Origin of the sequence: Enterococcus sp. S22(2020) (genome assembly GCF_020295385.1) — a bacterium.
Lineage (GTDB): Bacteria > Bacillota > Bacilli > Lactobacillales > Enterococcaceae > Enterococcus_L > Enterococcus_L dunnyi.
In genome coordinates, this window is record NZ_JACFUD010000005.1 from 197,309 (window position 1) to 220,566 (window position 23,258).

Annotated in this window: 28 protein-coding genes; 20 read left to right on the forward strand and 8 right to left on the reverse strand. The window is 36.1% G+C overall.

Features of this window, described 5'->3' with window-relative positions:
* Positions 1 to 13 precede the first annotated feature (13 nt).
* From H3T55_RS12000 to H3T55_RS12015, 4 genes are all read left to right on the forward strand, one after another.
* A complete protein-coding gene (locus tag H3T55_RS12000) occupies positions 14 to 253 on the forward strand; it encodes a hypothetical protein (RefSeq protein WP_225534665.1) in 240 nt (79 codons plus the stop codon).
* Between the two features lie 87 nt (positions 254 to 340).
* Positions 341 to 634 (forward strand): hypothetical protein, encoded by a 294-nt coding sequence (locus tag H3T55_RS12005; protein WP_225534666.1) that lies wholly within the window; start codon positions 341 to 343, stop codon positions 632 to 634.
* Positions 635 to 869: 235 nt separating this feature from the next.
* Positions 870 to 1,214, forward strand: a complete 345-nt coding sequence (locus H3T55_RS12010) for a hypothetical protein (RefSeq protein ID WP_225534667.1) — start codon at positions 870 to 872, stop codon at positions 1,212 to 1,214.
* Positions 1,215 to 1,470: 256 nt separating this feature from the next.
* On the forward strand, positions 1,471 to 1,752 hold the full coding sequence (locus H3T55_RS12015; protein WP_225534668.1) for a hypothetical protein: 282 nt from the start codon (positions 1,471 to 1,473) through the stop codon (positions 1,750 to 1,752).
* Between the two features lie 182 nt (positions 1,753 to 1,934).
* Here the strand turns inward: H3T55_RS12015 and H3T55_RS12020 are convergent, their stop codons facing one another.
* Positions 1,935 to 2,162 (reverse strand): hypothetical protein, encoded by a 228-nt coding sequence (locus H3T55_RS12020; RefSeq protein WP_225534669.1) that lies wholly within the window; start codon positions 2,160 to 2,162, stop codon positions 1,935 to 1,937.
* A gap of 140 nt (positions 2,163 to 2,302) precedes the next feature.
* Between H3T55_RS12020 and H3T55_RS12025 the strand changes: the two genes are divergently transcribed.
* From H3T55_RS12025 to H3T55_RS12035, 3 genes are all read left to right on the forward strand, one after another.
* Positions 2,303 to 2,545, forward strand: a complete 243-nt coding sequence (locus H3T55_RS12025) for a helix-turn-helix domain-containing protein (RefSeq protein WP_086282410.1) — start codon at positions 2,303 to 2,305, stop codon at positions 2,543 to 2,545.
* A gap of 86 nt (positions 2,546 to 2,631) precedes the next feature.
* Positions 2,632 to 2,874, forward strand: a complete 243-nt coding sequence (locus H3T55_RS12030; RefSeq protein WP_225534670.1) for a helix-turn-helix domain-containing protein — start codon at positions 2,632 to 2,634, stop codon at positions 2,872 to 2,874.
* A gap of 258 nt (positions 2,875 to 3,132) precedes the next feature.
* Positions 3,133 to 4,218 carry a hypothetical protein gene (locus H3T55_RS12035; protein ID WP_225534671.1) on the forward strand — a complete coding sequence of 362 codons (1,086 nt, stop codon included), beginning with the start codon at positions 3,133 to 3,135 and terminating at the stop codon, positions 4,216 to 4,218.
* A gap of 9 nt (positions 4,219 to 4,227) precedes the next feature.
* Here the strand turns inward: H3T55_RS12035 and H3T55_RS12040 are convergent, their stop codons facing one another.
* Positions 4,228 to 5,040: a sce7726 family protein gene (locus H3T55_RS12040; protein WP_225534672.1), complete on the reverse strand. Its 813-nt coding sequence runs from the start codon at positions 5,038 to 5,040 to the stop codon at positions 4,228 to 4,230.
* 128 nt (positions 5,041 to 5,168) lie between these two features.
* On the opposite strand from H3T55_RS12040, the gene H3T55_RS12045 reads away from it, so the two are divergent.
* Both H3T55_RS12045 and H3T55_RS12050 read left to right on the forward strand, forming a co-directional pair.
* A complete protein-coding gene (locus tag H3T55_RS12045) occupies positions 5,169 to 5,483 on the forward strand; it encodes a type II toxin-antitoxin system RelE/ParE family toxin (protein ID WP_225534673.1) in 315 nt (104 codons plus the stop codon).
* A gap of 15 nt (positions 5,484 to 5,498) precedes the next feature.
* The gene (locus tag H3T55_RS12050) at positions 5,499 to 6,569 is read left to right on the forward strand and encodes an ImmA/IrrE family metallo-endopeptidase (RefSeq protein ID WP_225534674.1); all 1,071 of its coding nucleotides are present in this window, start codon (positions 5,499 to 5,501) and stop codon (positions 6,567 to 6,569) included.
* 465 nt (positions 6,570 to 7,034) lie between these two features.
* Here the strand turns inward: H3T55_RS12050 and guaA are convergent, their stop codons facing one another.
* The 5 genes from guaA to H3T55_RS12075 form a co-directional block, all read right to left on the reverse strand.
* Positions 7,035 to 8,603: a glutamine-hydrolyzing GMP synthase gene (gene guaA, locus H3T55_RS12055; RefSeq protein ID WP_225534675.1), complete on the reverse strand. Its 1,569-nt coding sequence runs from the start codon at positions 8,601 to 8,603 to the stop codon at positions 7,035 to 7,037.
* A gap of 290 nt (positions 8,604 to 8,893) precedes the next feature.
* Positions 8,894 to 9,817: a type I pantothenate kinase gene (gene coaA / locus H3T55_RS12060; protein ID WP_087641963.1), complete on the reverse strand. Its 924-nt coding sequence runs from the start codon at positions 9,815 to 9,817 to the stop codon at positions 8,894 to 8,896.
* A gap of 105 nt (positions 9,818 to 9,922) precedes the next feature.
* Positions 9,923 to 11,014: a hypothetical protein gene (locus H3T55_RS12065; protein WP_225534676.1), complete on the reverse strand. Its 1,092-nt coding sequence runs from the start codon at positions 11,012 to 11,014 to the stop codon at positions 9,923 to 9,925.
* 2 nt (positions 11,015 to 11,016) lie between these two features.
* Positions 11,017 to 11,463, reverse strand: coding sequence for a YiiX/YebB-like N1pC/P60 family cysteine hydrolase (locus tag H3T55_RS12070; RefSeq protein WP_225534677.1), 447 nt, complete (start codon positions 11,461 to 11,463; stop codon positions 11,017 to 11,019).
* The gene (locus tag H3T55_RS12075) at positions 11,408 to 11,689 is read right to left on the reverse strand and encodes a hypothetical protein (protein WP_225534678.1); all 282 of its coding nucleotides are present in this window, start codon (positions 11,687 to 11,689) and stop codon (positions 11,408 to 11,410) included. Before H3T55_RS12075 ends, H3T55_RS12070 begins: the two co-directional genes overlap by 56 nt.
* 237 nt (positions 11,690 to 11,926) lie before the next feature.
* Between H3T55_RS12075 and H3T55_RS12080 the strand changes: the two genes are divergently transcribed.
* From H3T55_RS12080 to H3T55_RS12115, 8 genes are all read left to right on the forward strand, one after another.
* Complete coding sequence (locus H3T55_RS12080) at positions 11,927 to 12,517, forward strand: SGNH/GDSL hydrolase family protein (RefSeq protein ID WP_225534679.1); 591 nt, start codon at positions 11,927 to 11,929, stop codon at positions 12,515 to 12,517.
* Between the two features lie 10 nt (positions 12,518 to 12,527).
* Positions 12,528 to 13,130: a class I SAM-dependent methyltransferase gene (locus H3T55_RS12085; protein ID WP_225534680.1), complete on the forward strand. Its 603-nt coding sequence runs from the start codon at positions 12,528 to 12,530 to the stop codon at positions 13,128 to 13,130.
* A gap of 137 nt (positions 13,131 to 13,267) precedes the next feature.
* Positions 13,268 to 14,227 carry a LacI family DNA-binding transcriptional regulator gene (locus H3T55_RS12090; protein WP_225534681.1) on the forward strand — a complete coding sequence of 320 codons (960 nt, stop codon included), beginning with the start codon at positions 13,268 to 13,270 and terminating at the stop codon, positions 14,225 to 14,227.
* A 79-nt stretch (positions 14,228 to 14,306) separates the two neighbouring features.
* Positions 14,307 to 15,188 (forward strand): ribokinase, encoded by an 882-nt coding sequence (rbsK, locus tag H3T55_RS12095; RefSeq protein WP_225534682.1) that lies wholly within the window; start codon positions 14,307 to 14,309, stop codon positions 15,186 to 15,188.
* Entirely contained in the window at positions 15,185 to 15,574 is a 390-nt protein-coding gene (rbsD, locus tag H3T55_RS12100) for a D-ribose pyranase (protein ID WP_225534683.1), read from the forward strand. Before rbsK ends, rbsD begins: the two co-directional genes overlap by 4 nt.
* Before the next feature lie 20 nt (positions 15,575 to 15,594).
* Positions 15,595 to 17,076: a sugar ABC transporter ATP-binding protein gene (locus H3T55_RS12105; protein ID WP_225534684.1), complete on the forward strand. Its 1,482-nt coding sequence runs from the start codon at positions 15,595 to 15,597 to the stop codon at positions 17,074 to 17,076.
* Between the two features lie 2 nt (positions 17,077 to 17,078).
* Positions 17,079 to 18,023: an ABC transporter permease gene (locus H3T55_RS12110; RefSeq protein WP_225534685.1), complete on the forward strand. Its 945-nt coding sequence runs from the start codon at positions 17,079 to 17,081 to the stop codon at positions 18,021 to 18,023.
* A 22-nt stretch (positions 18,024 to 18,045) separates the two neighbouring features.
* Entirely contained in the window at positions 18,046 to 18,978 is a 933-nt protein-coding gene (locus H3T55_RS12115; protein WP_225534686.1) for a D-ribose ABC transporter substrate-binding protein, read from the forward strand.
* 186 nt (positions 18,979 to 19,164) lie between these two features.
* Here H3T55_RS12115 and H3T55_RS12120 read toward each other — a convergent pair whose 3' ends face one another.
* The gene (locus tag H3T55_RS12120; protein ID WP_225534687.1) at positions 19,165 to 19,500 is read right to left on the reverse strand and encodes a RidA family protein; all 336 of its coding nucleotides are present in this window, start codon (positions 19,498 to 19,500) and stop codon (positions 19,165 to 19,167) included.
* A gap of 171 nt (positions 19,501 to 19,671) precedes the next feature.
* Here H3T55_RS12120 and H3T55_RS12125 point away from each other — a divergent pair, with 171 nt between their 5' ends.
* The 3 genes from H3T55_RS12125 to H3T55_RS12135 all read left to right on the forward strand — a co-directional run bounded on the left by H3T55_RS12125 (position 19,672) and on the right by H3T55_RS12135 (position 23,185).
* Complete coding sequence (locus tag H3T55_RS12125; RefSeq protein WP_087641973.1) at positions 19,672 to 20,619, forward strand: ABC transporter permease; 948 nt, start codon at positions 19,672 to 19,674, stop codon at positions 20,617 to 20,619.
* 15 nt (positions 20,620 to 20,634) lie between these two features.
* On the forward strand, positions 20,635 to 21,555 hold the full coding sequence (locus tag H3T55_RS12130; protein ID WP_087641974.1) for a carbohydrate ABC transporter permease: 921 nt from the start codon (positions 20,635 to 20,637) through the stop codon (positions 21,553 to 21,555).
* 163 nt (positions 21,556 to 21,718) lie between these two features.
* Positions 21,719 to 23,185, forward strand: coding sequence for an ABC transporter substrate-binding protein (locus H3T55_RS12135; protein ID WP_225534688.1), 1,467 nt, complete (start codon positions 21,719 to 21,721; stop codon positions 23,183 to 23,185).
* Positions 23,186 to 23,258 lie beyond the last annotated feature (73 nt).

The window sequence follows — 23,258 nt, forward strand, 5'->3', positions numbered from 1 at the left end:
AGGAAGTGCAATTATGCGATTTCAATGTAAATGTGGAGAAACTTTATCAAATAGTTTATCTCCAAACGATGTAGAGTTAAGAGTGTATACAGATAGAGAGTGGGATGAGTTAACAAATTTGGGTATGATTGATTCAGTAGATATCCCTTTTCCAAAACTAGATGTTTGGAGATGTCCTGTTTGTAAAAGAATATATGTATTTGACGGTGATGAACTGAAATATCAATATGTTTTAGAAGACAATATTTTTTAGTGGTTATAGCTATACAGATAATAAGGTTACTGTGAGAATTGAAGGTGTAGTAATAAGGAATGCAGATCAAAAAGGAATGTAATTAGGATGATAGAAGTCTTAAAAAAGAGAAAAAACTTAAATATAAATGATGACTTTGGAATTGAAAAGTGTTGGAATGAGATGACAGAATTACTATCTCAAAATGAGAGTGAGACAATACGTTATCTTGCTGATGTTAATGAAGATGATCTATACTATATCAGTGAAATTTTTGAAGATATATCTGAAAAGCTTCAAAGTGAACAATTTATTAACTGTTTGAGAGAACTGGATAAAAAATTTCCTGAGTTAGATATGACTAAAGATATTGATATCGCTGAAAGTTATGTTGAAAAATGAATAAACATCTAATTTAGAATCTTATTGATATCAGAGATTACAAAATACTGATATCAATAAGTTTTTTTAAATACTTTTAGTGGTGAAGGCAGTGCTAAATATGCTTTTGTAGGATTAGATAGGACAACTGGTAATATAGCAACATTACATTTGAAGTCTGTAAAAGTGCTTGTTAAAAAAGAACCTAGTTTAGGTTTAAAACCATAGGAGGATATATAATGATTATTGTAAAAAAGTGAATTGGATAAATATAGATTCAGGAGAGGCAGATATTTTACTTTCAGATGGTACGTATTCCATTGAATGTTTTTGTAGTGATTGTAATCTTTCAGAAGGTGATGTATTTTCAGATATTCTTTATGGATTTAATGTTAAAAATATCGTGAAAAACTTCAATGAGGAATACGTAATAGATCAAAAAAATGGTAACTACTCTATTCAAGGGAAACTTGTAGATAAGGACGGTGAGATTTTACAAATAGGAGAGCTTAAAATAGATATATCTGATGGCGATATACCTAAGGACATTGACAAAAATGATTATGTGGAAGTTGATATTTCAAGAATTGATATTTATTAAAATAGTTGTTTTTTCACTTCCCTAAAGTATTATTCAACTCAAAAAAAGTCCTAAATACAGGAAAAACGATAGGCTTCTATTTTAATCTGAGCGTTTAGAGGAAGGGGATAGAATACTAAAGAAGTATAGAAAAATTTTGTCTAAAGAAGCGAATGGGTAGGAAAAGATAAACTTGGTAAGGCTTAGATATGAGTTTTTAAAGACGAAAAGAAATGGGACCTTTTCCTCGTATTAATAAAGGAGGGGAGAATTAATAATGAGTATAATAGAAAAATTCTTGCAAGCCGAAATAAACGAGCAAGAGCTATACGAAGCAATAATTGAATTTATTAGTTCTTATGAAATTAGAAGTGGCGAGTTTGAAGGAAACGAGTATATTATAAAGAAACTGGATCGATTGAATTTCTTGGTTTTTCCAGAATATGAAATCAATAATCAGCGTGAAATTCCATTTGTAGAATGCTTATACAAAGATGAACTAACTACAAAAATAAATGAATATGCTAAAGAAAAAAAGTTAAATGTAGTGAATGTTTAATACATGACTAAAATAATGAGGTCTAGAGGAATTTCCTCTAGGCCTTTTTGTTGAAAATGAATTGTGCCAAAACACAAAAAACAAGTAGCCAGTTATCCAACTACCTGTTTTAATCTATCTTTCATCAGTATCAGTTTGTGCTAATACTCATGAACTTTAAAATCCTATTTGCTGCTAGGAGTTTAAATCAAGATGTTTTTCAGTTTTTCTTTAGTTTTAAGTTTGTGTGTTTCTTGAGTTAATGTTTTTATTATTCGCTCATGTTCATAGAAGAGGTTATCGGGAATAGAATGATTTTTGGTGTTGTTTTTTAGTGAACTGAATGTTTGGTGCCAGTTCTTTAATTGTTGGATTGAATGATTTAGTTTATGTAAATCTTGATAGGTGATCATTTTTACTGGGTGAGCCATGTTGAACCTCCTAATGAAATTTTTAACCTTATAAGGTTAATTTATCACAAGGATTATTCATTGTCAACCTTGTACGGTTAATTCGTTATATGGAAATATTATATACTTCAGTTAACTGTACAAGGTTAACGGAGGAGAATATGACATATTCAGAAATTATTGTTTTTAGACTTAAAAAATTATGTGAACAAAAAGGAATTTCAATAAACAAGCTTGCAACGTTATCAGGGATGACTCAATCTACTCTAGATAACATTATGAAGGGGAATACTAAAAATCCCAAACTAAAAACGTTGCATAAATTAGCAATGGGATTAGATATGACGGTTTCTGAACTGTTAGATTTTCCAGAAATGAATGAAACACTTTTTGATGATGAGTAATACTAAATATAACCCTGTAACGTTAATGCAATATATATTCATTCACTATACTTGAGTTAACTATACAAGGTTAATGGAGGAGAACTATGACTTATTCTGATGTAATTAGATTACGGCTTAACAATTTATGTTTTGAAAGAAATATATCAATCAATAAACTTGCGACTTTATCAGGTATAACGCAGTCTACTGTGGATAATATTATGAAAGGGAAGACCAAAAACCCTAAGTTGAAAACTTTACATAAATTAGCTACAGGACTTGATATGACGGTTTCTGAATTGTTGGATTTTCCAGAGATGAATAATACTATATTTGATGATGAATAATTACTTTTAGTTGAGCTACGATTTGCGATGAATCGTAGCTTTTTTCTAGATAAATATGAAAATGAATTCTAGAAAGAGTCATTTTTAGATTTCATCTATAATTTGTACTAAAAAAAGAACAAAATGATGTTATAATAGTAATGTAATACTTGTCAATTTGTTAAGCAACGAATAATATAATTCTAGAAAAAACGGAATAATTTAGGAATCAAGTTAAATAGTGATAATTTTTTTACGAATAAAGAGGAGGATGTAAATATGTATGTACCTATTATGAAAAACAGAGATGAAGAGTTACGGGTTTCAAAAGTTTGTTCAGAATTTTTTTCTGATTCCATAATACCATTGTTTGAAATAATACAAGATAGACATATTGATAAGTATGAAATAGATCAATCAACAGGAGATTTTAAATACATACTAAAGCCTGGAAATACAAAAAAAACTAGAATTAAACTTAGACCAGAGGAAAAAGATATCATTACCCTTAATGAAATAAATGAAAATATCAAAGAAAAAAAAGCTTTTATAGATTTTTTTAGATTCTTTGAAAACGAATATGGAAATCGAAAATTTAAAAATATTGAAACTTCTTTTCGGATGAGTCGAGATTTTAATTACTACAGAACCCGGCTGCTTCAAACTACAAGTTTTAAAAATTTTATTCCAACAATATCGATAAAAAAAGGTTTAGAAATTGGAATTTATGATTTAACTTTGCTAGTTAATGACTTGAAAAAGTCTAGTTCTTCAATTGCATTACGTGTGACTGCCGATCAACTCGATTTTTATTCAGAATTTATTGAATCAAATTTAAGTAGTATGGATTATGTTATGTTGGATATAAGAGAAGATAATTTAAATTCAAAAGAAATTGAAGTTGAGGAATTCGAATCACTTGATTTTTCAGGTATAAAAATTCTTCTTAATTCCCCTAGAAAAAAGAGTACACAAAATAAAGAATTTGAAAATTTAGATTTTACTTCTAAAATTGATAATTCTGTAAGTCAAAGATATATAGAATTTAATCTTGATGGATTTGGAGACTTTGGAGGGCTAAAAGATGATTTACCTACGCATGGTGGAGGAGGTAAAGGAGCAGCATTAGCATTACTATATTTCAAAGAAAAAAACCAATTTTATTCTGTAGTAAATAAAGATACTTCTTTAGGAGTAAGGGGATACGCTTATGTTAAGCAGGAGATTGTTAAAAGAAGCCATTTAATTGATCCAAATAAAACGTGTTTAGGTATGAAAAAAGTTGAAACGCTAAATAATGGAACTTTTGCCAGCTGGAATAATGTAAACCTTACAAGATATATACAAAGCCAAGCACAAAGATAGTATATATTTTTATATATATACTATCTGAGGTGGGATTTGATTTTTAAAAAACCATTGATAATCAATTTCTAAAATAGAGCTTTTGTTGTTTAATAAAAATTGCCAATTATCTTGATATTTTTCTTTTAGATGATTTTTGAAAATTGTGTTAATCATACTAGGTTGGAACTTATCTTTGACCCAAAAAACCATTTTTTCCTTGTCACTGTAATCAGGGCAAGAAAAGTAGTATTTTAAATCTCTTTTAGTAAGAGTAGACAATTGTAGAGCGGAATCAATTAGATTCGATTTTTTAGCAACTCTACTTAACTTGAAAAAATATTTTCCAGTTTTAGATAGTCGATAAGTGTAGATGCCACAATCTTCTGGAATAAGCTCTTCATACAAGCTTAATTTTTTTTCTGGACATATCAAATAAACATTTTCAAAAATCTTGAAGTAATCTTGCATTTGTGTTTCCAAACGTTTTGGAGAGTCTAATTCTGTTTTAATTTCATAAGCTGTACTGTGACCATTGATTTTGCATAAATCGACCCTACTTGAACCGACGTTTAGTTCGAAAATGGTAACATGTTTCTTTGTTTTCGTAATTACCTTATTGATAAAGTTAGACTTTATTGATATTTCATTAGGATAATTTTTCTGTAAAAAGAGATTTAAAAACTCTCTCGGAGAAATACGTTGATCCTTAAAAAAAGATACATCTAATTCATTACGAAACGTATCAAGTATGTTCATAGAAATAGTTTTATTCGTAGAATGAGTAAAATAATCTTTGTATAAAGTCTGTGCTCGTTCAAAATCTATTTGCTGATTTGGCATAATTTATCCCTCCAACATAATCATTATAAAGTTAATTTATAAGTAAGTCCAATTGAAAAAAATTGACCTCAGAGGTTAATTATCGTATATTAACCTTTGAAGATGTTGTATCAATCAAGGAGTAAACCATGAGAATACATTATAAAACAAATAAATTAGAAAAAATATTAACAAATGAGCGACTGATAAAAAAGCATTATACAGCATTTCATGGAAAACTCTGTAATAGGCTCTCAGAGCTCAGAGCTGCAGATAATTTGGAAGAAATTCCAAATTATCCTCCACCTAGACGTCATAAATTAGATGGCTATTTGGACAATCATTGGGGAATAGATATCTCTAAAAATTTCAGAGTAATTGTTAGGCCTATAGGTACGTTCAATATTGAAAATTTATCAACTATTATCGAAATAGAAATTATTTCATTGGAAGATTATCATTAGAAAGGAGGGGGGATTATGAGTGAAGAATTTTTAGTTCCTACAGGTTTACTAATAAAAGAGTATTTAGAATATGAGGGTATGTCACAAAAGGAATTTGCAAAAAGACTGGGGAGTAGTGAAAAGCATATTTCCAACTTACTCAATGGTAAAACAAGATTAACAGAAGAACTAGCTTTAAAAATAGAGAAGGTTTTACCTCCAACCTTAGCCTCCTACTGGCTCAATTATGAGTCTAAATATCGAGAATATATATCTAGGAAAGAAAAATCTTTAGAATATACTGATGTGCAACTAAAATTATTATCTAAAAAATTTCATTTTAAAGAAGTTTTTAAAGGGCTAGATTGGTCATTACAAAAACAAGCTAATGAAATGTTAAAGTTATTGCGAATTGCTAGTTTTGAAAATTTTGATTTAGTTTATGAGTCTATTCTTGAAGTGGATTTCATGGAAGATGGGGGTTCGCCAGAGAGTATAGCTGTTTGGTTGGGACTAGCACGAGAAGAAGTTGAGATTCAAAATCCTAAAAAAATTGATTCAGAAATATTTAGTAAAAATAAATTAGAGCAGTCACTAAAAAAACTAAAAAATATTGCATTAACTAGTAATTATGAAAGTTCTATAAGCAGTGTAAGAAAGCTATTTAATCGTCTTGGAGTCTATCTAGTTATTTGTGATCCACTCACAAATAGCAAAGTTAGAGGTGCATTAACAAGTTATGAAAATACACCAGTTATCTATATAAGTGGTCGCTTTAAAACACATGATAATGTTTGGTTTGCTTTAGTTCACGAAGTAGGTCACCTATTACTACATTACGATCCAGAAGATGTTGTTATTACTTTAGATGACGATGAAAATTATTCAAAAAAAGAACTTGAAGCAAATCAATTTGCTAGAGATTTTTTCATTTCTCCTGAAGCATATAAAGTTTTTTTAGACAATAAACAAAATAATTTTACTGAATTAGCAATAAAAGAGTTTGCGAGTTCTCAAAATATTTTACCAGGTATTGTAGTCGGGCGACTTCAACATGACAAACTTTTATCATATGATATGTTTGATTATCTAAAAGATAGAATTTGATGGACTTCATTCTTCCTCCGCAAGGTCTATTTAAAACTAAATAACAGTTTCTTAAGAAAAATACAGAACACTGTTTACTAGTTGTCAACATGCCATCTATACATTAAAAGATTTGGCTACTTTCCAAGGTTTGGAGAGTGTTTTTTATGTATTAGTGCACTGATAATTAGTAAACAATCTTTATTAAAATAAATCATGAAATGTATCTATTTTAATTGAGTTAGCCTTCGAGTATCATCATTTTTTAGATAACCTTACTATTTTATAGCTATATCCCAAAATATTGATAAAATTTACTAATAATAGAGAGACATTACCAATTGTTTTAATCACCACAAAAAATCCCGCCAAAATCCTTGGCGGGATTTTGGCGGAAAACCATATCAATTTATTACATTTCAATCCATTTTATAACCTGTCAAATCCTGTTAAATCAACGTTTACACATCAAGTGATGAAAATACTTTATTCCCACTCCACAGTAGCAGGTGGCTTACTCGTAATATCATAAACAATGCGATTTACATGAGCCACTTCATTCACGATCCTCACAGAAATCTTCTGCAAAACATCCCAAGGAATTCTCGCAAAATCAGCTGTCATCCCATCGATCGAAGTCACTGCACGAATGCCCACAGTATAATCATACGTACGACCATCACCCATCACACCCACACTACGGATGCCAGGTAACACAGTAAAATACTGCCAAATATCACGATCTAAACCAGCATTGGCAATTTCTTCACGTAAAATCGCATCAGAATCACGCACGATTTCTAATTTTTCTTCCGTAATTTCACCAAGCACACGAATCCCTAAACCAGGACCAGGGAATGGTTGGCGCCAAACAAGTGCTTCTGGCATGCCTAATTCGATTCCTAATGCACGAACTTCATCTTTAAATAACGTATTCAACGGTTCGATCAATTCAAATTGCATATCTTCCGGCAATCCGCCCACGTTATGGTGAGATTTGATCGTTTGTGCTGTTTCAGTGCCGCTTTCTACGATATCTGTATAAAGGGTACCTTGTGCTAGGAAGTCGATCCCATCAAGTTTTGTTGCTTCATCATCGAAGACATAAACAAATTCATTTCCAATGATTTTACGTTTTTCTTCTGGATCAGATACGCCAGTTAATTTATCTAAGAAACGTTTTTTCGCATCTACTTTAATAATGTTCAAGCCAAATTTACCAGCTAAACTATCCATTACTTGTTCTGCTTCGCCTTTACGTAATAAACCATGATCCACAAAAATACATGTCAATTGATCACCGATTGCTTTTTGTAAAAGTACCCCAACAACGCTTGAATCCACGCCGCCTGAAAGGCCAAGAAGCACTTTTTTATCGCCGACTTGTTCACGGATGTTGTTGATTTGCATATCGATGAAGTTGTCCATTGTCCAGTCGCCTTCACAATGACAAATATCAAAGGTAAAGTGACGCAATAAATCGTTCCCATATTCAGAATGACGAACTTCTGGGTGGAACTGCACACCGTAAAGATTACGAGCTGTATCTTGCACTGCAGCAAACGGACAATCTGAACTAGTCCCAACCGTTTCAAAGCTATCAGGAATAGCGGCAACTAAGTCGCCATGACTCATCCAAGCGATTTGTTTTTCAGGTGTTCCTTTGAAGATCGGTGAATCAGGGATCAAAAGAGATAGCTCTGATTTACCATATTCACGGTTGCCGGAAAGTTCACCAGCAGGCTCAACTTTTCCACCTAGATTATGCATCATCAATTGCATACCGTAGCAAATACCTAAAATTGGAATCCCCAGCTCATAAATTTCAGGATCGATCTGGAAGGCATTTTCGTCATACACACTATTAGGTCCGCCAGAGAAAATAATTCCTTTAGGAGCCATTTCGCGAATTTCATCCGCTGTGATTCGGTGGCTCAAAAGTTCTGAGAACACGCCAAACTCACGAATACGTCGAGTAATCAATTGGTTATACTGACTACCAAAGTCTAAAACAATAATTTTTTCGACAGTTGTCAAATCGGCAACATTGGTCACATTTATTACCCCTATCCATTTAGATTTATCTAAAAAGAGGTTGTAAAAAAAGCGTTTAGGTTCGAGCAATTGGACTAAATTATGTAAAATCCGTTTTTGGGATTGTATATGATTTAGGAAATTGCCGAAGAACCTGCTCTTTTTACACCGTTTATGGAGAATTTTCCGCTAGGAAAATTCTGACCCCTTTAGAATCAAGTTAAGTATTGCTTTGTAATCTAGCTCCATGAAGCAATCCGCAAGGAAAATAGATAATCTTCATGTGGATTAAACGCTTCATTCCACTTTTCTTAGTACTTCCGCATAAAGATCTTATCAATGATATGATTTTCAGTCTTATGAAGTATAATATCCGCTCTGCCTCGTGTTGGCAAGATATATTCCTCCAGGTTTTTCAAATTGACATTTTTCCAGACTTCCTTCGCCATCGCAAAGGCTTCGTCACGGTCGCCGATCGCATATTGATAATAGTAATTATCCGGTTCAAGAAAGGCTGTATCTAGTAAAGCGCCGAAGCGTTCTAAGTACCACTTTTCGATCAGTTTCGGATCAGCATCAATAAAGACTGAAAAGTCAAAGAAGTCGCTGACATAGATTTGTTGATTGGCTGGCAGTTGAAGCGTGTTGATTCCTTCAACGATCAAAATATCCGGCTGCTGGATCACTTCATACTCGCCTTCGATAATATCATAGACACTATGAGAGTAGAGCGGTGCTTTGATTTCGTCTTGACCGTTTTTGACTTGGTTCAAAAAATCGATCAGCTTTTCCATGTCGTAGCTTTCAGGAAAGCCTTTACGGTCCATGATCCCTTTTTCCTCAAGGACTTTATTCGGATACAAAAAGCCATCCGTTGTGATCAGCTGGACATTGCGGCGTTTGAAGGTTCTAGCTAAAATCGTTTGTAAGAGACGTGCCGTGGTACTTTTCCCGACAGCTACGCTTCCTGCAATGCCAATGATAAATGGCGGAACAGGGACATACTCATGCAAAAACAACCCTTTGCTGACAGTCAAAGACTCGAATTCCTTCATATATAAATGAATCAAATGCGTCAATGGGACATAAATATCCTGCACGTCCTGCAGTGAGATCTGGTCATTGAAGCCTTTGATGTTTTCTAGTTCTTCTTCTGTCAACGGTGCTTTACCATTATGATAGAAGCCTTGCCATTCCTCTCTGGAAATGGGGTAGTAATTCATTTTATCGTCCATAATTCCTCCACCAAAGCCAACATTTCGTTCCTTGCTCATTATAGCATCTTTCATAAAACAACAAAACCCTACTGAGTATTTAAAGTAGAGTTTTATTGTGTATTCTTATTTATTCATAATCAAAGCACTTGTATCTTCAAAGTCATAGGCTGACAAGTCTAATTTGATAGGTGTATTTGTTTTAGGATCATATTTGGTGAGTTGATCATCGAACATAAAATAGTAATAACCACTATCCTGAGTGAAAAATGGAGGGTTTATATGTTTTTCTTGTTCCAATTTTTCATATTCAGGAAAATGAATGAACGATTCTGTTTGGTCTTTCAAGTTAAAAACTGTCCATGTATAGCTTTTTACATATAGCTCATAGTGACGTATGATTAGGTTTTCGTTTGGCTCATCTACATATATTTCCATCGGATAAGGATAAGTCAAAGTGAGATACTCTTTATTTTTTGTTGTTAGATCATACACAAGCACTCGATTTGCTTCTCCCGGTTCTCCATTTGTCCCCACGCTGGCATTGGCTTCTGTAATATAAAGTTTATTTTGAAAGTGAACCATTCTTAGATATGCACTTGCTTCATCACCTAAATCTGTTTCTTCAACCACTTCAAATTCCTTCGACATTTTTACTAACATATTTTTACTCGATCCATCATCAGGATTAGTATAATCACATAAAACATAGAGGTAATCTCCTAAAGGGATCAATTGATTAGTTAGGACACTTTCTTTTTTACGGAGTTCTTTTTTTTGTTTAAGTTTCAAGTTCTTGTCATACTTATAAAATTCTGTTCGATCACTAAAACAGGCGCTAGTATAGAAAAATTCCCCGTCCACATTTGAAGTGTAAGCATCATTTCCTTCGGCTTTGACAAGGTCAATAGATAAATCATTACCAATTTTTGCTAAAGAAACTTCAAGTTTGGGATTTTCAGAGGTTTTTGTATAGTAATGATCATCCATTTTCCAAAAATTATTGCGCCAAAAATTTAGATTACCATCTGTTCGTTTAAGTTGTTCCACTTTTTCTAGTTTACTGTCTTTTTCAAGAAAAGTTGTGATATTTCGTGAGTCAATAATAGCTAGATCGTACTCTTTTGTTTTTAGAGCAGTATTCTTTTGGCATCCGCCAAGCATAAGTAAGAAAAATAGGAAGGTTAGCCCCATTTTTCTTAAAACATTTTTATTCATATTTATTTCTTCCTATAAATCAAAGTTGTTTTATCTGTTTGGTGAAGTTCAAATGGATGTACAGCAGATGCATAGCGCCATGTGTCTAAGTCGACGTTAGCTGTGTCTTTATATGCTGCCCAAACTAGCTGAGAGCAATAGAAAGTACTTCTGGTACCTCTATTCAAAAAATTGTTATTGTATTTTTTTCCCACCTGTTTTTCTGCCCATAAGGCAGCTTTTTTATCTTGTGCAACTGACGTACTTTTCACTCCTACTTGCCATACTTGACCACCAAAACGAGAAGGCCAGTCACCGCTTTTAAATTGTACGCCGTCATTAGGGTTAGCTTCAACTGTTGTATACCAGCGACTAGCACCCATGATTCCCGCATGACCGTTATTAAAAAGAGGACTAGAAGCATACGAATCTGACACCATCGCGCCATGACCATGAACCTGCTCTAGCACGTCCAACAGCCTTTGGATCTATTTCAACTGGAGCGGTATTTGCTTCATTTTTCATCTCTTCTTCCCATTGTTCATTTTCTGGAAAAATCGAATTTAAATCATTTAAATTATTTACTTCTAAAGTTGTACTGATTTCCGACTCTTCAACAGCAAGGACCTGTGTAGCAGAAAAAATGTGTGTAGAAAGCATAACAGTACCAACAAATAACCAATTTCTTTTTTTCATATCTTAACCACCTAGTATATTTTTTACTAATCACGAATTAGTTGAAGTTGATTATATAACAATGCTTTTATTATTTCAACTCATTTAGTTATTTTTAATTCTTATTTTGTTATAAATAAAATTCTTTGTGACTTTCTTTTTAATTGGGACTACGCTGGAATAATTCTTTGACTCGGCAAAATAGCTTGTTCAATGGTATGATAAATAGAGAAAAAAGTCTTGGAAGGAGACTGAGAAATGAAAAAATTAGTTCTATTTGGTGATAGTATCACAGCAGGCTACGGAGAAGAGGCGATCACGCCGATTTTACAAAATCTGATCACGGAGGATCTAGCGGCACAGCAGTTAGAAGATATCCAGATCGTCAACGCAGGATTTCCAGGAAATACAACAGAGGATGCGATGAAACGTTTAGAAAAAGACGTACTGGCTGAGCAGCCTGATATAGTCACTATTTTCTTTGGCGCTAATGATACGAATAGTGATAATTTGGTACCGTTAGAAAAGTATGCGGAAAATATTGAAACGATGATCCAAAAAGTCGGTGCAGAAAAAGTAATTTTATTAACGCCGCCTTATGTTGATTGCGGCCGCAAACCAACAAGAGATGATGACCGGATTCGGACATATGTGGAACGAGTAAAAGTCATTGGAGAAAAATATCAGCTTCCTGTGATCGACATGTATCAAGCAATGGTCGTTTATCCTGGTACAGATGAGTTTTTACAAGCAGATGGGCTGCATTTTTCTAGAACAGGCTACGACTTTTTAGCTGCCTTGATTGTTCGGGAAATAAAAGGTAGACTGATGACAAAAGAAAATAGTTAGGAAGAAGAAAATGGCGAATCATTATTATGCAGAAAACCCGGATCTTGCTCATGATCTAGAGCAGTGGTCTTTTGAATTAAGAGGAAAGAAATTTCAATTTTTGACAGATAGCGGCGTTTTTTCCCGCAATACCGTTGACTTTGGTTCTCGAGTGTTGATCGATGCGTTTGATTGGGAAGAATTGCCAGAAGGTCGTTTGCTGGATGTTGGCTGCGGCTATGGTCCGATCGGGTTGACCCTTGCTTCGTTGAGCGGAAGAATGGTCGAAATGATCGATGTCAATCAACGAGCCGTTGCATTGGCACAAGAAAATGCTAAGAAAAATCAGGTGGAAAATGTAGATATTCATCCATCGAACATTTATGCGGATCTACACGAAAAACAGTATGCAGCGATCATTAGCAATCCACCTATTCGGGCAGGAAAAAAAGTCGTTCATGAGATTTTGAGCGAAGCGCATCCGCTTCTTGTCACAGACGGTACGCTGACTGTCGTGATCCAGAAAAAACAAGGTGCACCCAGTGCTGAAAAGAAAATGCTGGATGTATTCGGGAATGTAGAAATCGTGACAAAGGATAAAGGGTATTATATTTTGAAAAGTGTCAAAGAATAATCTAATCGACATGTAAAGGCAGGCGATCAATGGTCTGTCTTTTTTTGCAGTCAAAAAAGACGTCTGCTGCGACTATCTTTTTATGCCCCATTCCTCTAAAATAAACCTATAAGATCAAAAGACAGGAGTGCGTTTCAATGGTGACGATCAAAGATGTAGCAAAAAGAGCTGGCGTATCTGTCGCGAGCGTTTCCAGATATATCAATAAAAATGGCTATGTAAGAAGTGAAACAGGAGAAAAAATCGCTGAAGCGATCGAAGAATTGAATTATGTCCCAAATGAAGTAGCCCGCTCCTTATTTCAGAAAAAATCAAAAATCATCGGCGTACTTTTACCGGATATTGCTAATCCTTATTTTCCGCTTTTAGCCAAAGGAATCGAGGAGACTTTGATCAAAAATGGCTATATGATGCTCTTGGCAAATACCTCAGATTCAGAAGAACAGCTGCAGCAGTATATTACGACATTCATTCAAAATAACGTAAGTGGGATCATTACCGCATTGCCGATCGATCCAATCGAAGGGATCTCTGTGGTTGGGATCGACCGTGTCTATGAAGGGAATTTTACAAAAGTACTGCCGGATGATTACTTGGGCGGACAAATTATTGGGACAGAGATTTTAAAGACAGCATTCAAAAAGCTATTGATCATTACTGGTAGCTTATCTTTTGAAAGTGCTAGAAAACGATTAAAGGGCTTGACGGATACCTTAGAAGCAGAAAAATTTTCCTATGAAGTGTTTGAAACGAGTTCGTTCAATGTGGATGAGGTCGATAAAATTTCAGAGACGTTTTTTGAAAAGTATCAAGGCGTTGATACGGTGATCGCTTCGAATGATTATCTTGCACTGAAGATCATGCAAAAGGCACAGCAAAGAGGATTGAACATCCCAGAAGATCTACAAATCATGGGGTATGACGGGATTCCTTTTGCTGATATGACCTACCCAAAATTAACGACGATCAAGCAGCCGGTTTATGATATTGGAGAGACGGCAGCGATGTTGATGGTCGATCTTTTAACGGGTGAAGAGCAGCGAAAGAGTGAAACAATTTTACCAGTCTCGCTACAAAAAGGAGAAAGTTTACGCTGAAAGGGTTTACATTTTCGTCGAAAGATGTTAATGTATGGACATAGGTAACCGGTTACACATTCTGGATGGAGATGAGAAAATGAAGAAAGTAGCAGTAATAGGTAGTATATCAATGGATTTTGTCGTAACAACCAATATAATCCCGAACCAAGGCGAAACAGTTGTTGGTGAGGCATTTCAGACATTTTTTGGCGGTAAAGGGGCGAATCAGGCGATCGCATTAAGTCGATCAGAACTAGATGTATTTATGCTGGGAGCTGTTGGCAACGATTCTTTTGGACGGTCGCTGATCGATAATTTGAAAAACAACGGTATCAACACAGAGATGATCCAAACCCATGATAATGTTGAGAGCGGCTCAGCGCATATTCAAATCAAGGATGGTGATAATCGAATCATTATCGTACCAGGTGCAAATGATTTGATTTCAGTCGAGGTCGTTCAATCTTATCGTGAAAAACTAGAACAAATGGATATGATCGTCTTGCAAAATGAAATGCCGATGGAAACGATCGAATATTTGATCGAGTTTTGCTCTGAGCGTCAGATCGCTGTGTTGTACAATCCAGCGCCGGCAAAAGAAATTCCTGAAAGATACTTGGATAAAGTCACATATTTAACTCCGAATGAACATGAGGCATTGTTATTATTTCCAAATCAAAGTCAAGAAGAAATGCTCCGCAATTATCCGAACAAACTGGTCATCACTCTTGGGGATCAAGGTGCTGTCTTCTTTGATGGAGAAAAACAAATCACTGTCCCGGCTAAAAAGGTAGACACTGTTGTGGACACGACCGGAGCTGGAGATACATTTAATGGCTATTTCGTTAAAGGAATTTTAGAAGGCTTATCGATCGAAAAAAGTTTGGCACTTGGAAATGCCGCATCAGCGATCGCGATTCAAACAAAAGGCGCGCAAAGCGGGATTCCAGCATATGAGAAGGTGGCGGCAACTGTATGAAAAAACGTGGGATTTTAAATTCAGAGATCGCAAAAGTGGTTGATGATCTAAGACATACAGACCGAATCATTATTAGTGATTGCGGCTTGCCTGTACCGGATCATATCAAAGAAATCGATATTTCCTTGAAACAAGGCACCCCCTCTTTTTACTCCGTTTTAGAGCTGATTTTAGCAGAAGTTGCGGTAGAAAAGGCAATAGTAGCGAGTGAAATCAAGAAAAATAATACTGAACTTCATGAAAAAATAAAAGGCGTTCTTCCTTCTATTGCGTATGTTTCTCATGAAGAGTTTAAGCAATTGAGCAATGATGTGAAGGTGATCATCCGTACGGGAGAAGATACACCATATGCAAATGTGATTTTACAGTCCGCTGTAATCTTTTAGAAAGTGAGAGGAGCAGTCTCATGGAAGTGAAAATGGTAGCGATCAGCAAAAGTTTTGGAACAAATAAGGTGCTGGAAGGGGTGGATTTTGAACTGAAATCAGGTGAAATCCATGCCTTGATGGGCGAAAATGGTGCAGGAAAATCCACGTTGATGAATATTCTGACGGGATTGCATAAGCGTGATGCGGGGAAAATTTATATCGATGGTACGGAACGATACTTTAAAAACGCAAAAGAAGCAGAGGAATTTGGGATCACATTTATTCACCAAGAAATGAATACGTTTTCTAACATGACAGTTTTGGAAAATATGTATCTGAATAGAGAGTTAAAGACGAAATTTGGTTTGTTGGATACGAAAAAAATGGCGGCAGAAGCGCTGAAAATATTTGACGAACTGCATATTTCTTTAGCACTGGATGCTCAGGTCGATACGCTGTCTGTTGGTCAGCAGCAGATGCTGGAAATCGCCAAATCATTGATGACAAATGGAAAAGTTCTGATCATGGATGAACCGACCGCGGCACTTTCAGAAACAGAGATCGATAACTTATTCAAGATCATTCGCGGGTTGAAAGACAAAGGTGTTGCAATTGTTTACATTTCACATCGAATGGAAGAAATTTTTGCTTTGTGCGATCGGATCACTGTGATGCGTGATGGAATTTCTGTCAGCTTATATCAAATTTCAGAAGTCGACGTGAATCAAATCGTCCATGATATGGTTGGTCGTGATATCGGTGATTTTTATCCCGAAAAAAATAATCCAATCGGCGAAGTTAAATTTGAAGTTAGAAATTTAAGCTCAAAAGGAGTGTTTCAAGATATATCTTTCTCCGTGAAAGAAGGAGAGATTCTTGGCTTTTCAGGGCTGATGGGCTCCGGCAGAACAGAGATCATGCGGGGAATTTTCGGGATCGATACGTATGACTTAGGAGAAATTCTGCTAAATGGGGAGAAAATCACTATCCATAAGCCTTCAGAGGCAATAAAAAAGGGAATTGGGTTCCTCACTGAAAACCGAAAAGATGAAGGGCTGATCCTTGATTTTAGTTTAGAAGATAATATTTTATTGCCATCGGTGGATGAATTTAGTAAACGCGGGTTACTGGATCAAAAAACGATCGACGATTTTGTAGAGCTATTATTGAAACGGTTAACAGTCAAGGCTGAAAATAAGGAGGTTCCAGCCAGCAGTTTATCTGGTGGAAATCAACAGAAAGTCGTTCTAGCGAAGTGGATCGGTATTGGTCCGCAAGTCTTGATTTTGGATGAACCAACGAGAGGTGTAGATGTGGGCGCCAAAAGGGAAATTTATCTTTTGATGAATGAGTTGGCAGAGCGCGGTGTTGCGATCATCATGATCTCAAGTGATTTACCGGAAGTGATGAGTGTAAGTGATCGAATCGTTGTAGTCAGAGAAGGACAGATTGCAGGCGAAGTAGTGAAAGCTGATGCCTCACAAGAAAAAATTATGAACTTAGCTACAGGAGGAAACTGATCATGGAAAATACGAAAAAGAAAAAATTTGCTCTCGGTTCTTTAGGTCCGTTGTTAGCTTTGATTGCTTTAGTGATCGTTGTGACCGTATTGAATCCAAGCTTTATTACACCGAATAATCTGTTGAATCTACTGCGTCAGGTGTCCATCAATGCGTTGATTGCCTTTGGAATGAGCTTTGTTATTTTGACTGGCGGTATTGATCTGTCTGTTGGCTCAACACTTGCTTTATCTGGGGCACTGACAGCCGGGCTGATCGCAAATGGCATTTCTCCTATATTGGCGATGCTGGTTGGAATGGTTTTAGGCGCATTTTTGGGACTGATCAATGGTCTTTTGATCACAAAGGGAAAAATGGCACCTTTTATTGCAACCTTGGCAACGATGACGATTTATCGTGGAGCAACACTTGTTTATACAGATGGTAACCCAATTACAGGGATCGGTGAAAGCTTCATTTTTCAGTTTATGGGAAAAGGCTATCTATTCGGCGTTCCATTTCCAATTTTCGTTATGCTGATTTTCTTTCTATTATTATATGTTCTTCTGCACAAAACCGCATTTGGTAAAAAGACGTATGCTGTCGGAGGGAATTTGAAAGCGGCAGAAATCGCAGGAGTCAAAACGGATCGTGTCCAAATGATCATCTATACGATCTCTGGTTTGATGGCCTCTATTTCAGGGATCATTTTAACGTCCCGCTTAAATTCAGCTCAGCCAACGGCAGGACAGGCGTATGAGATGGATGCAATTGCAGCAGTTGTATTAGGCGGAACGAGTTTGTCTGGCGGAAAAGGACGTTTGTTTGGCACATTGATTGGTGCGCTGATCATCGGAACGATCAATAATGGATTGAATTTATTAGGTGTTTCGAGTTTTTATCAACAAATCGTCAAAGGATTAGTCATTATTATTGCAGTGTTACTGGATAGAAAACAAAATAAATAATCAAATAAGGGAGAGAAACAACATGAAAAAACTGTTTATTTCGATGATGGCCGCGGTGTTACTTTTATCAGGGTGTGGAGCAGCAACTTTAGGAGACAATGAGTCAAAAGGAGATACGAAAACAGAGGAGAAAAAAGCGGCGGATCTAAAAGTCGGTGTAAGTATTTCCACATTGAATAATCCGTTTTTTGTTTCAGTCAAAGATGGGATCACCACATTGGCAGATGAAAACAAAACGAAAACGATCATCTCTGATGCACAAAATGATGCCTCTAAACAAAGTAATGATATCGATGACCTGATCCAGCAAAAGGTAGATGTGATTTTAGTCAATCCAGTAGATTCTTCTGCGATTCAACCAGCTGTTGAAGCAGCAAATGAGGCGAATATTCCAGTGATCGCATTAGACAGAAGTTCTGATGGCGGAGAAATTTTGACATTAGTTGCTTCTGATAATGTGAAAGGCGGGGAAATGGCCGCTGATTTCATCATCGAAAAGGTTGGTAAAGGCGCAAAAGTAGTTCAACTTGAAGGAACTCCCGGTGCTTCTGCGACACGTGAGCGTGGAAAAGGATTTGAGAATATCGCAAAGAATGATCTGGATGTCGTACAAAGTCAGTCAGCAGACTTTGACCGTGCGAAAGGCTTGAGTGTGATGGAGAACATTCTACAATCTAATTCGGATATCAAAGCTGTTTTTGCACAAAATGATGAAATGGCTCTTGGGGCAGTCGAAGCGCTCAAGGCAGCAGGGAAAAAAGATGTCTTAGTTGTAGGATTTGATGGAAATGAGGATGGAATCAAAGCAGTCGAAGCTGGAACGATGGGGGCAACAGTTGCACAACAACCAGTCGAAATGGGTAAATTGGCCTTACAGGCAGCGTATGATCATTTTGAAGGGAAAGAAGTTGAAAGTAAAATTGACTCACCATTAGAATTGATGAAAGCAAAATAAACAAAACTGAAACAAAGGTTGAGATGAAGTGTTCAACTTTGGGGACTAAGTGCATCGATTTTTAGCATCTTTGATACTAAAAATTGATGTGATCTAGTAGTTGCTTTCGTTTCTAGTATCTAGTCATTTTTAAAGGGATTGGGGCGTAACTCGCAGAGTTACGCCCCAATCTTTTTTGTGAAATAATTAGAAGGCTGCAATTCCATCGATTTCGACTTTAAAAGCTGGATCGATCAGGCCGGCAACAATGACGAGCGTCGCTGTTGGTTTTGAACTGCCGACAAAAGCAGCAAGTTTTTCTCTAGCTCCTGATAGATGATCAACATGAGTAAGGTAAATCGTGATTTTTACTAATTCTTCTACAGTCAATCCATTTTCTTCCAATGCAGCATGGATCTTTTCTAAAACTATGTCCATTTGTTCTGAGATCGTTTCAGGAGTGAAGCCGTCTTTACTTGGCGTTTGACCAGAAATATACAAGCTTTTGCTTCCTGCAATTTTTGTGTTTTGATAGATAGCCATCAGTGAATCCCTCTTTTCAAGTTTTTTTGAGTATAACACAATCGGAAAGGATTTTTGCGGAAAAGAGGTATCTATATTTTTTATAGGAATAACTATATTTTGTTTATTCTTATTTTTAGTTGAAAGCGCTATAATTTCGTTGTGAATAAGTTGAAGAAAGGAGTTGAGCAGATGAAAAGAAAGTCAAAGCGTGCGCTTTTCTTTTCAAATATTTGGCGGTATAAGGCATTGATCCTAATGGCTGTTCCGGCGATGGTCTGGATGATCTTCTTTTTTTATATTCCAGTTTTGACCAATGTCGTAGCCTTTAAGGATTTTCATATTTCCCCAGATGGTTTTATTGCAAGTTTGAAAGAAAGTCCATGGGTTGGCTGGGAGAACTTCAAGTTTTTATTTTCTTCCAATGATGCCTTTTTGATTACGAAAAATACAGTGTTGTACAACGTGACCTTTATTACTTTGAACCTTGTCATTTCTGTATTTTTTGCAATCGTGATGAGCGAGCTTCGGAATAAGCGCTTGGTAAAAGTGTATCAAACGATGTCACTATTGCCGTATTTCTTATCGTGGGTCATTATCGGGTATTTTGTTTATGCCTTTTTGAGCCCGGATAAAGGGATTTTCAATCAGTGGATTTCAAGTCAGGGAGGAACACCGATCAACTGGTATAGCGAAGCAAAATACTGGCCGTTTATTTTAGTCTTTATTGGTACATGGAAAGGGATTGGCTATAACAGTATTATTTATTTTGCTTCTGTTATGGGCATCGATCCAACCTATTATGAAGCTGCGATGGTCGATGGAGCTAGCAAATGGCAGCAGATCAAAAATGTAACGATTCCCCAATTATTACCGCTGATGACGATCATGACGATTTTAGCTGTAGGGAATATTTTTAGAGCCGATTTTGGGTTGTTCTATAATGTTCCTAGAAATTCAGGTGCTTTATATGAAGTAACTTCTGTTTTAGATACGTATATCTTCAATGGATTGACTGCCACGGGTGATATCGGAATGACAGCAGCTGCTGGTTTATATCAATCCACAGTTGGATTTGCTTTATTGATGATCACCAACGGAATCGTTCGTCGTTTTGACAACGAATCGGCATTATTCTAAGAAGGAGTGAAAACATTGAAGAAAAAGCCCGTGTCAAAAGTAGAAATTCGTTCATTTAATAAACCGGTCAATCTATTCTTTAATCTATTGATCGCTGTTTTTGCTCTCTCGTGTATCTTGCCGTTTTTGTTTGTGGTGGCGATCTCATTCAGTAGTGAAACAGCCTTGGCAGCCAATGGGTATAGTTTTTGGCCGCAAGATTTCAGTGTGTTTGGCTATACGTATTTGTTTGGTCAGATGAATGATAAAATCATTCAAGCATTGATGGTAACATTGTTAGTCACTGTTTTAGGAACGCTGATCAATAGTACAGCAACGTCATTATATGCGTATGTGATCTCTAGATCGAACTTTCCCTTCCGTCGTTTTTTTACCGTATTTTGTTTGATTACGATGTTGTTTTCTCCGGGGATGGTAGCTAATTACTTGGTTATGACGAATTTATTGCAGTTGAAAGATACGATTTGGGCATTGATCTTGCCAATGGCCGTTAGTCCGTTTAACATTATCGTGATGCGGACATTTTTCAAACGGTCTGTGTCAGATTCGATCATTGAATCAGCGCGGATCGATGGCGCATCTGAGTTGCGGATTTTTGTGCAGATCGTTCTACCATTAGCCGTTCCTGGCATTGCGACGATTAGTTTGTTTGCAGCTTTAGGGTATTGGAATGATTGGTTCAACGCACTATTGTATATTCAAAAAGATAGTTTAGTTCCACTACAGTATTTATTGATGAAGATTCAAAATAACATTCAGTATCTGACTCAAAATGCTGGCGCCAGCAGCCAATTATCTGGCGGGATGGCGGCGATCCCGGGTGAATCTGCTCGAATGGCGATCGTCGTGATTTCTACACTGCCGATCGCGATAAGTTATCCATTTTTCCAAAAGTATTTTGTAAAAGGATTGACGATCGGTGGAGTGAAAGAGTAATCCAATAAGTCTACTGAAGAAAAAAGAGATTCAGTAGACTTATAAATGGTGTAAATATAGACTGTTTTTGAGTTGAATCAGTAGAGAGAAAAAGAGCTTCACGCAGATAGTGACACGTCTCTGTTTTTAATAAGTGTCGATCATAAATTTAGGAGGAATAGAAATGAAGAACTGGAAAAAAGTCGCAAGTGCAGGAATAGCAGTGGTTCTTTTAGGAGCTTTGACAGCATGTGGAGGCGGAAGTAAAGAAAAAACAGCTGGCAGCAGTAATAAGTCAGATGAAAATACGCTTTTGATGTATCAGATCGGTGACAAGCCTGATAATTACGATGAATTGATGGAAGTGGCGAATAAGCGCTTAGAAGAAAAGACAGGCGTGAAGCTAAATATTCAGTATATCGGCTGGGGTGATTACAAGAAGAAGATGAGTGTAATTGTATCATCAGGCGAAAATTATGATATTGCTTTTGCTGATAACTATGTGCCGAATGCACAAAAAGGAGCATTTGCAGATTTAACTGAACTTGCCCCTAAATTTGCGAAAGATGCATATGATCAACTGGATGAAGCTTACATCCAAGGGAATTTAGTTGATGGTAAATTGTATGCGTTTCCGGTAAATGGAAATGTCTATTCTCAGCAAGTATTGACGTTCAATAAGCAGTATTTAGATAAATACGATCTGACCATCGACGATATCAAAACTTATCAGGATACGGAGGATGTCTTGAAAGCTTTCCATGAAAAAGAACCGAATGTTGCAGCTTTTGCGATCGGTCAAGGATTCAAAGTACAAGGGGACTTCGACTTTCCGATCGGAAACGAATATCCGTTTGCTGTAGACCTAAATGGCGATTCTGATAAAATCATCAACCAATATGACAATAAAGAGTTTGTAGAGTCATTGAAAACGATGCATAAATGGTACCAAGCTGGCTACATCCCATCAGATGCAGCTACAAGTAACACAGAGTTTCCATTAGAAGGCAATACTTGGTTTGTTCGTCAAGAAACGCAAGGCCCTTATGATTATGGTGATACGATTTTGACGAATGCTGCAGGCCAAGAGTTAGTTTCTAAAGCTTTCACGACACCATTGAAATCTACTGCTCAAGCACAAATGGCTAATTTCGTTGTTTCAAATACATCTAAAAATAAAGAAAAAGCAGTTGAAGTCTTGGGACAACTGAATAGCGATCCGGAATTATTAAATGGCTTGGTCTGGGGGATCGAAGGCGAAGCTTGGGAGAAAATCTCAGGGAAAGAAGATAAAATCAAATTATTGGATGGATACAAACCAAATACGCATCTAGCTGCTTGGAATACAGGAAACAATAAGATCCTTTATACACAAGATACGATCACAGATGACATGATCAAAGAACGTGATGAATCGATCGCAAAAGCAGAAACTTCCCCAATTTTAGGCTTTAATTTTGTAACATCAAGTGTGAAAACAGAATTAAGCAATATCGCTAATGTCATGAGTCAATATCTGGATGGCTTAAACACAGGAACCGTTGATCCAGAAGTGACGATCCCTAAATTGAAAGAAGCTTTGGACAATGCAGGGTATGAAAAAGTACAAACAGAAATGCAAAAACAATATGATGAGTTCTTGAAAAAATAGAGCGAGCTGGAGAGCCAAGTGATTTCGATGATTTGTCGTTTTTACTTGGTTCTTTTAAAAATGAATAGGATAA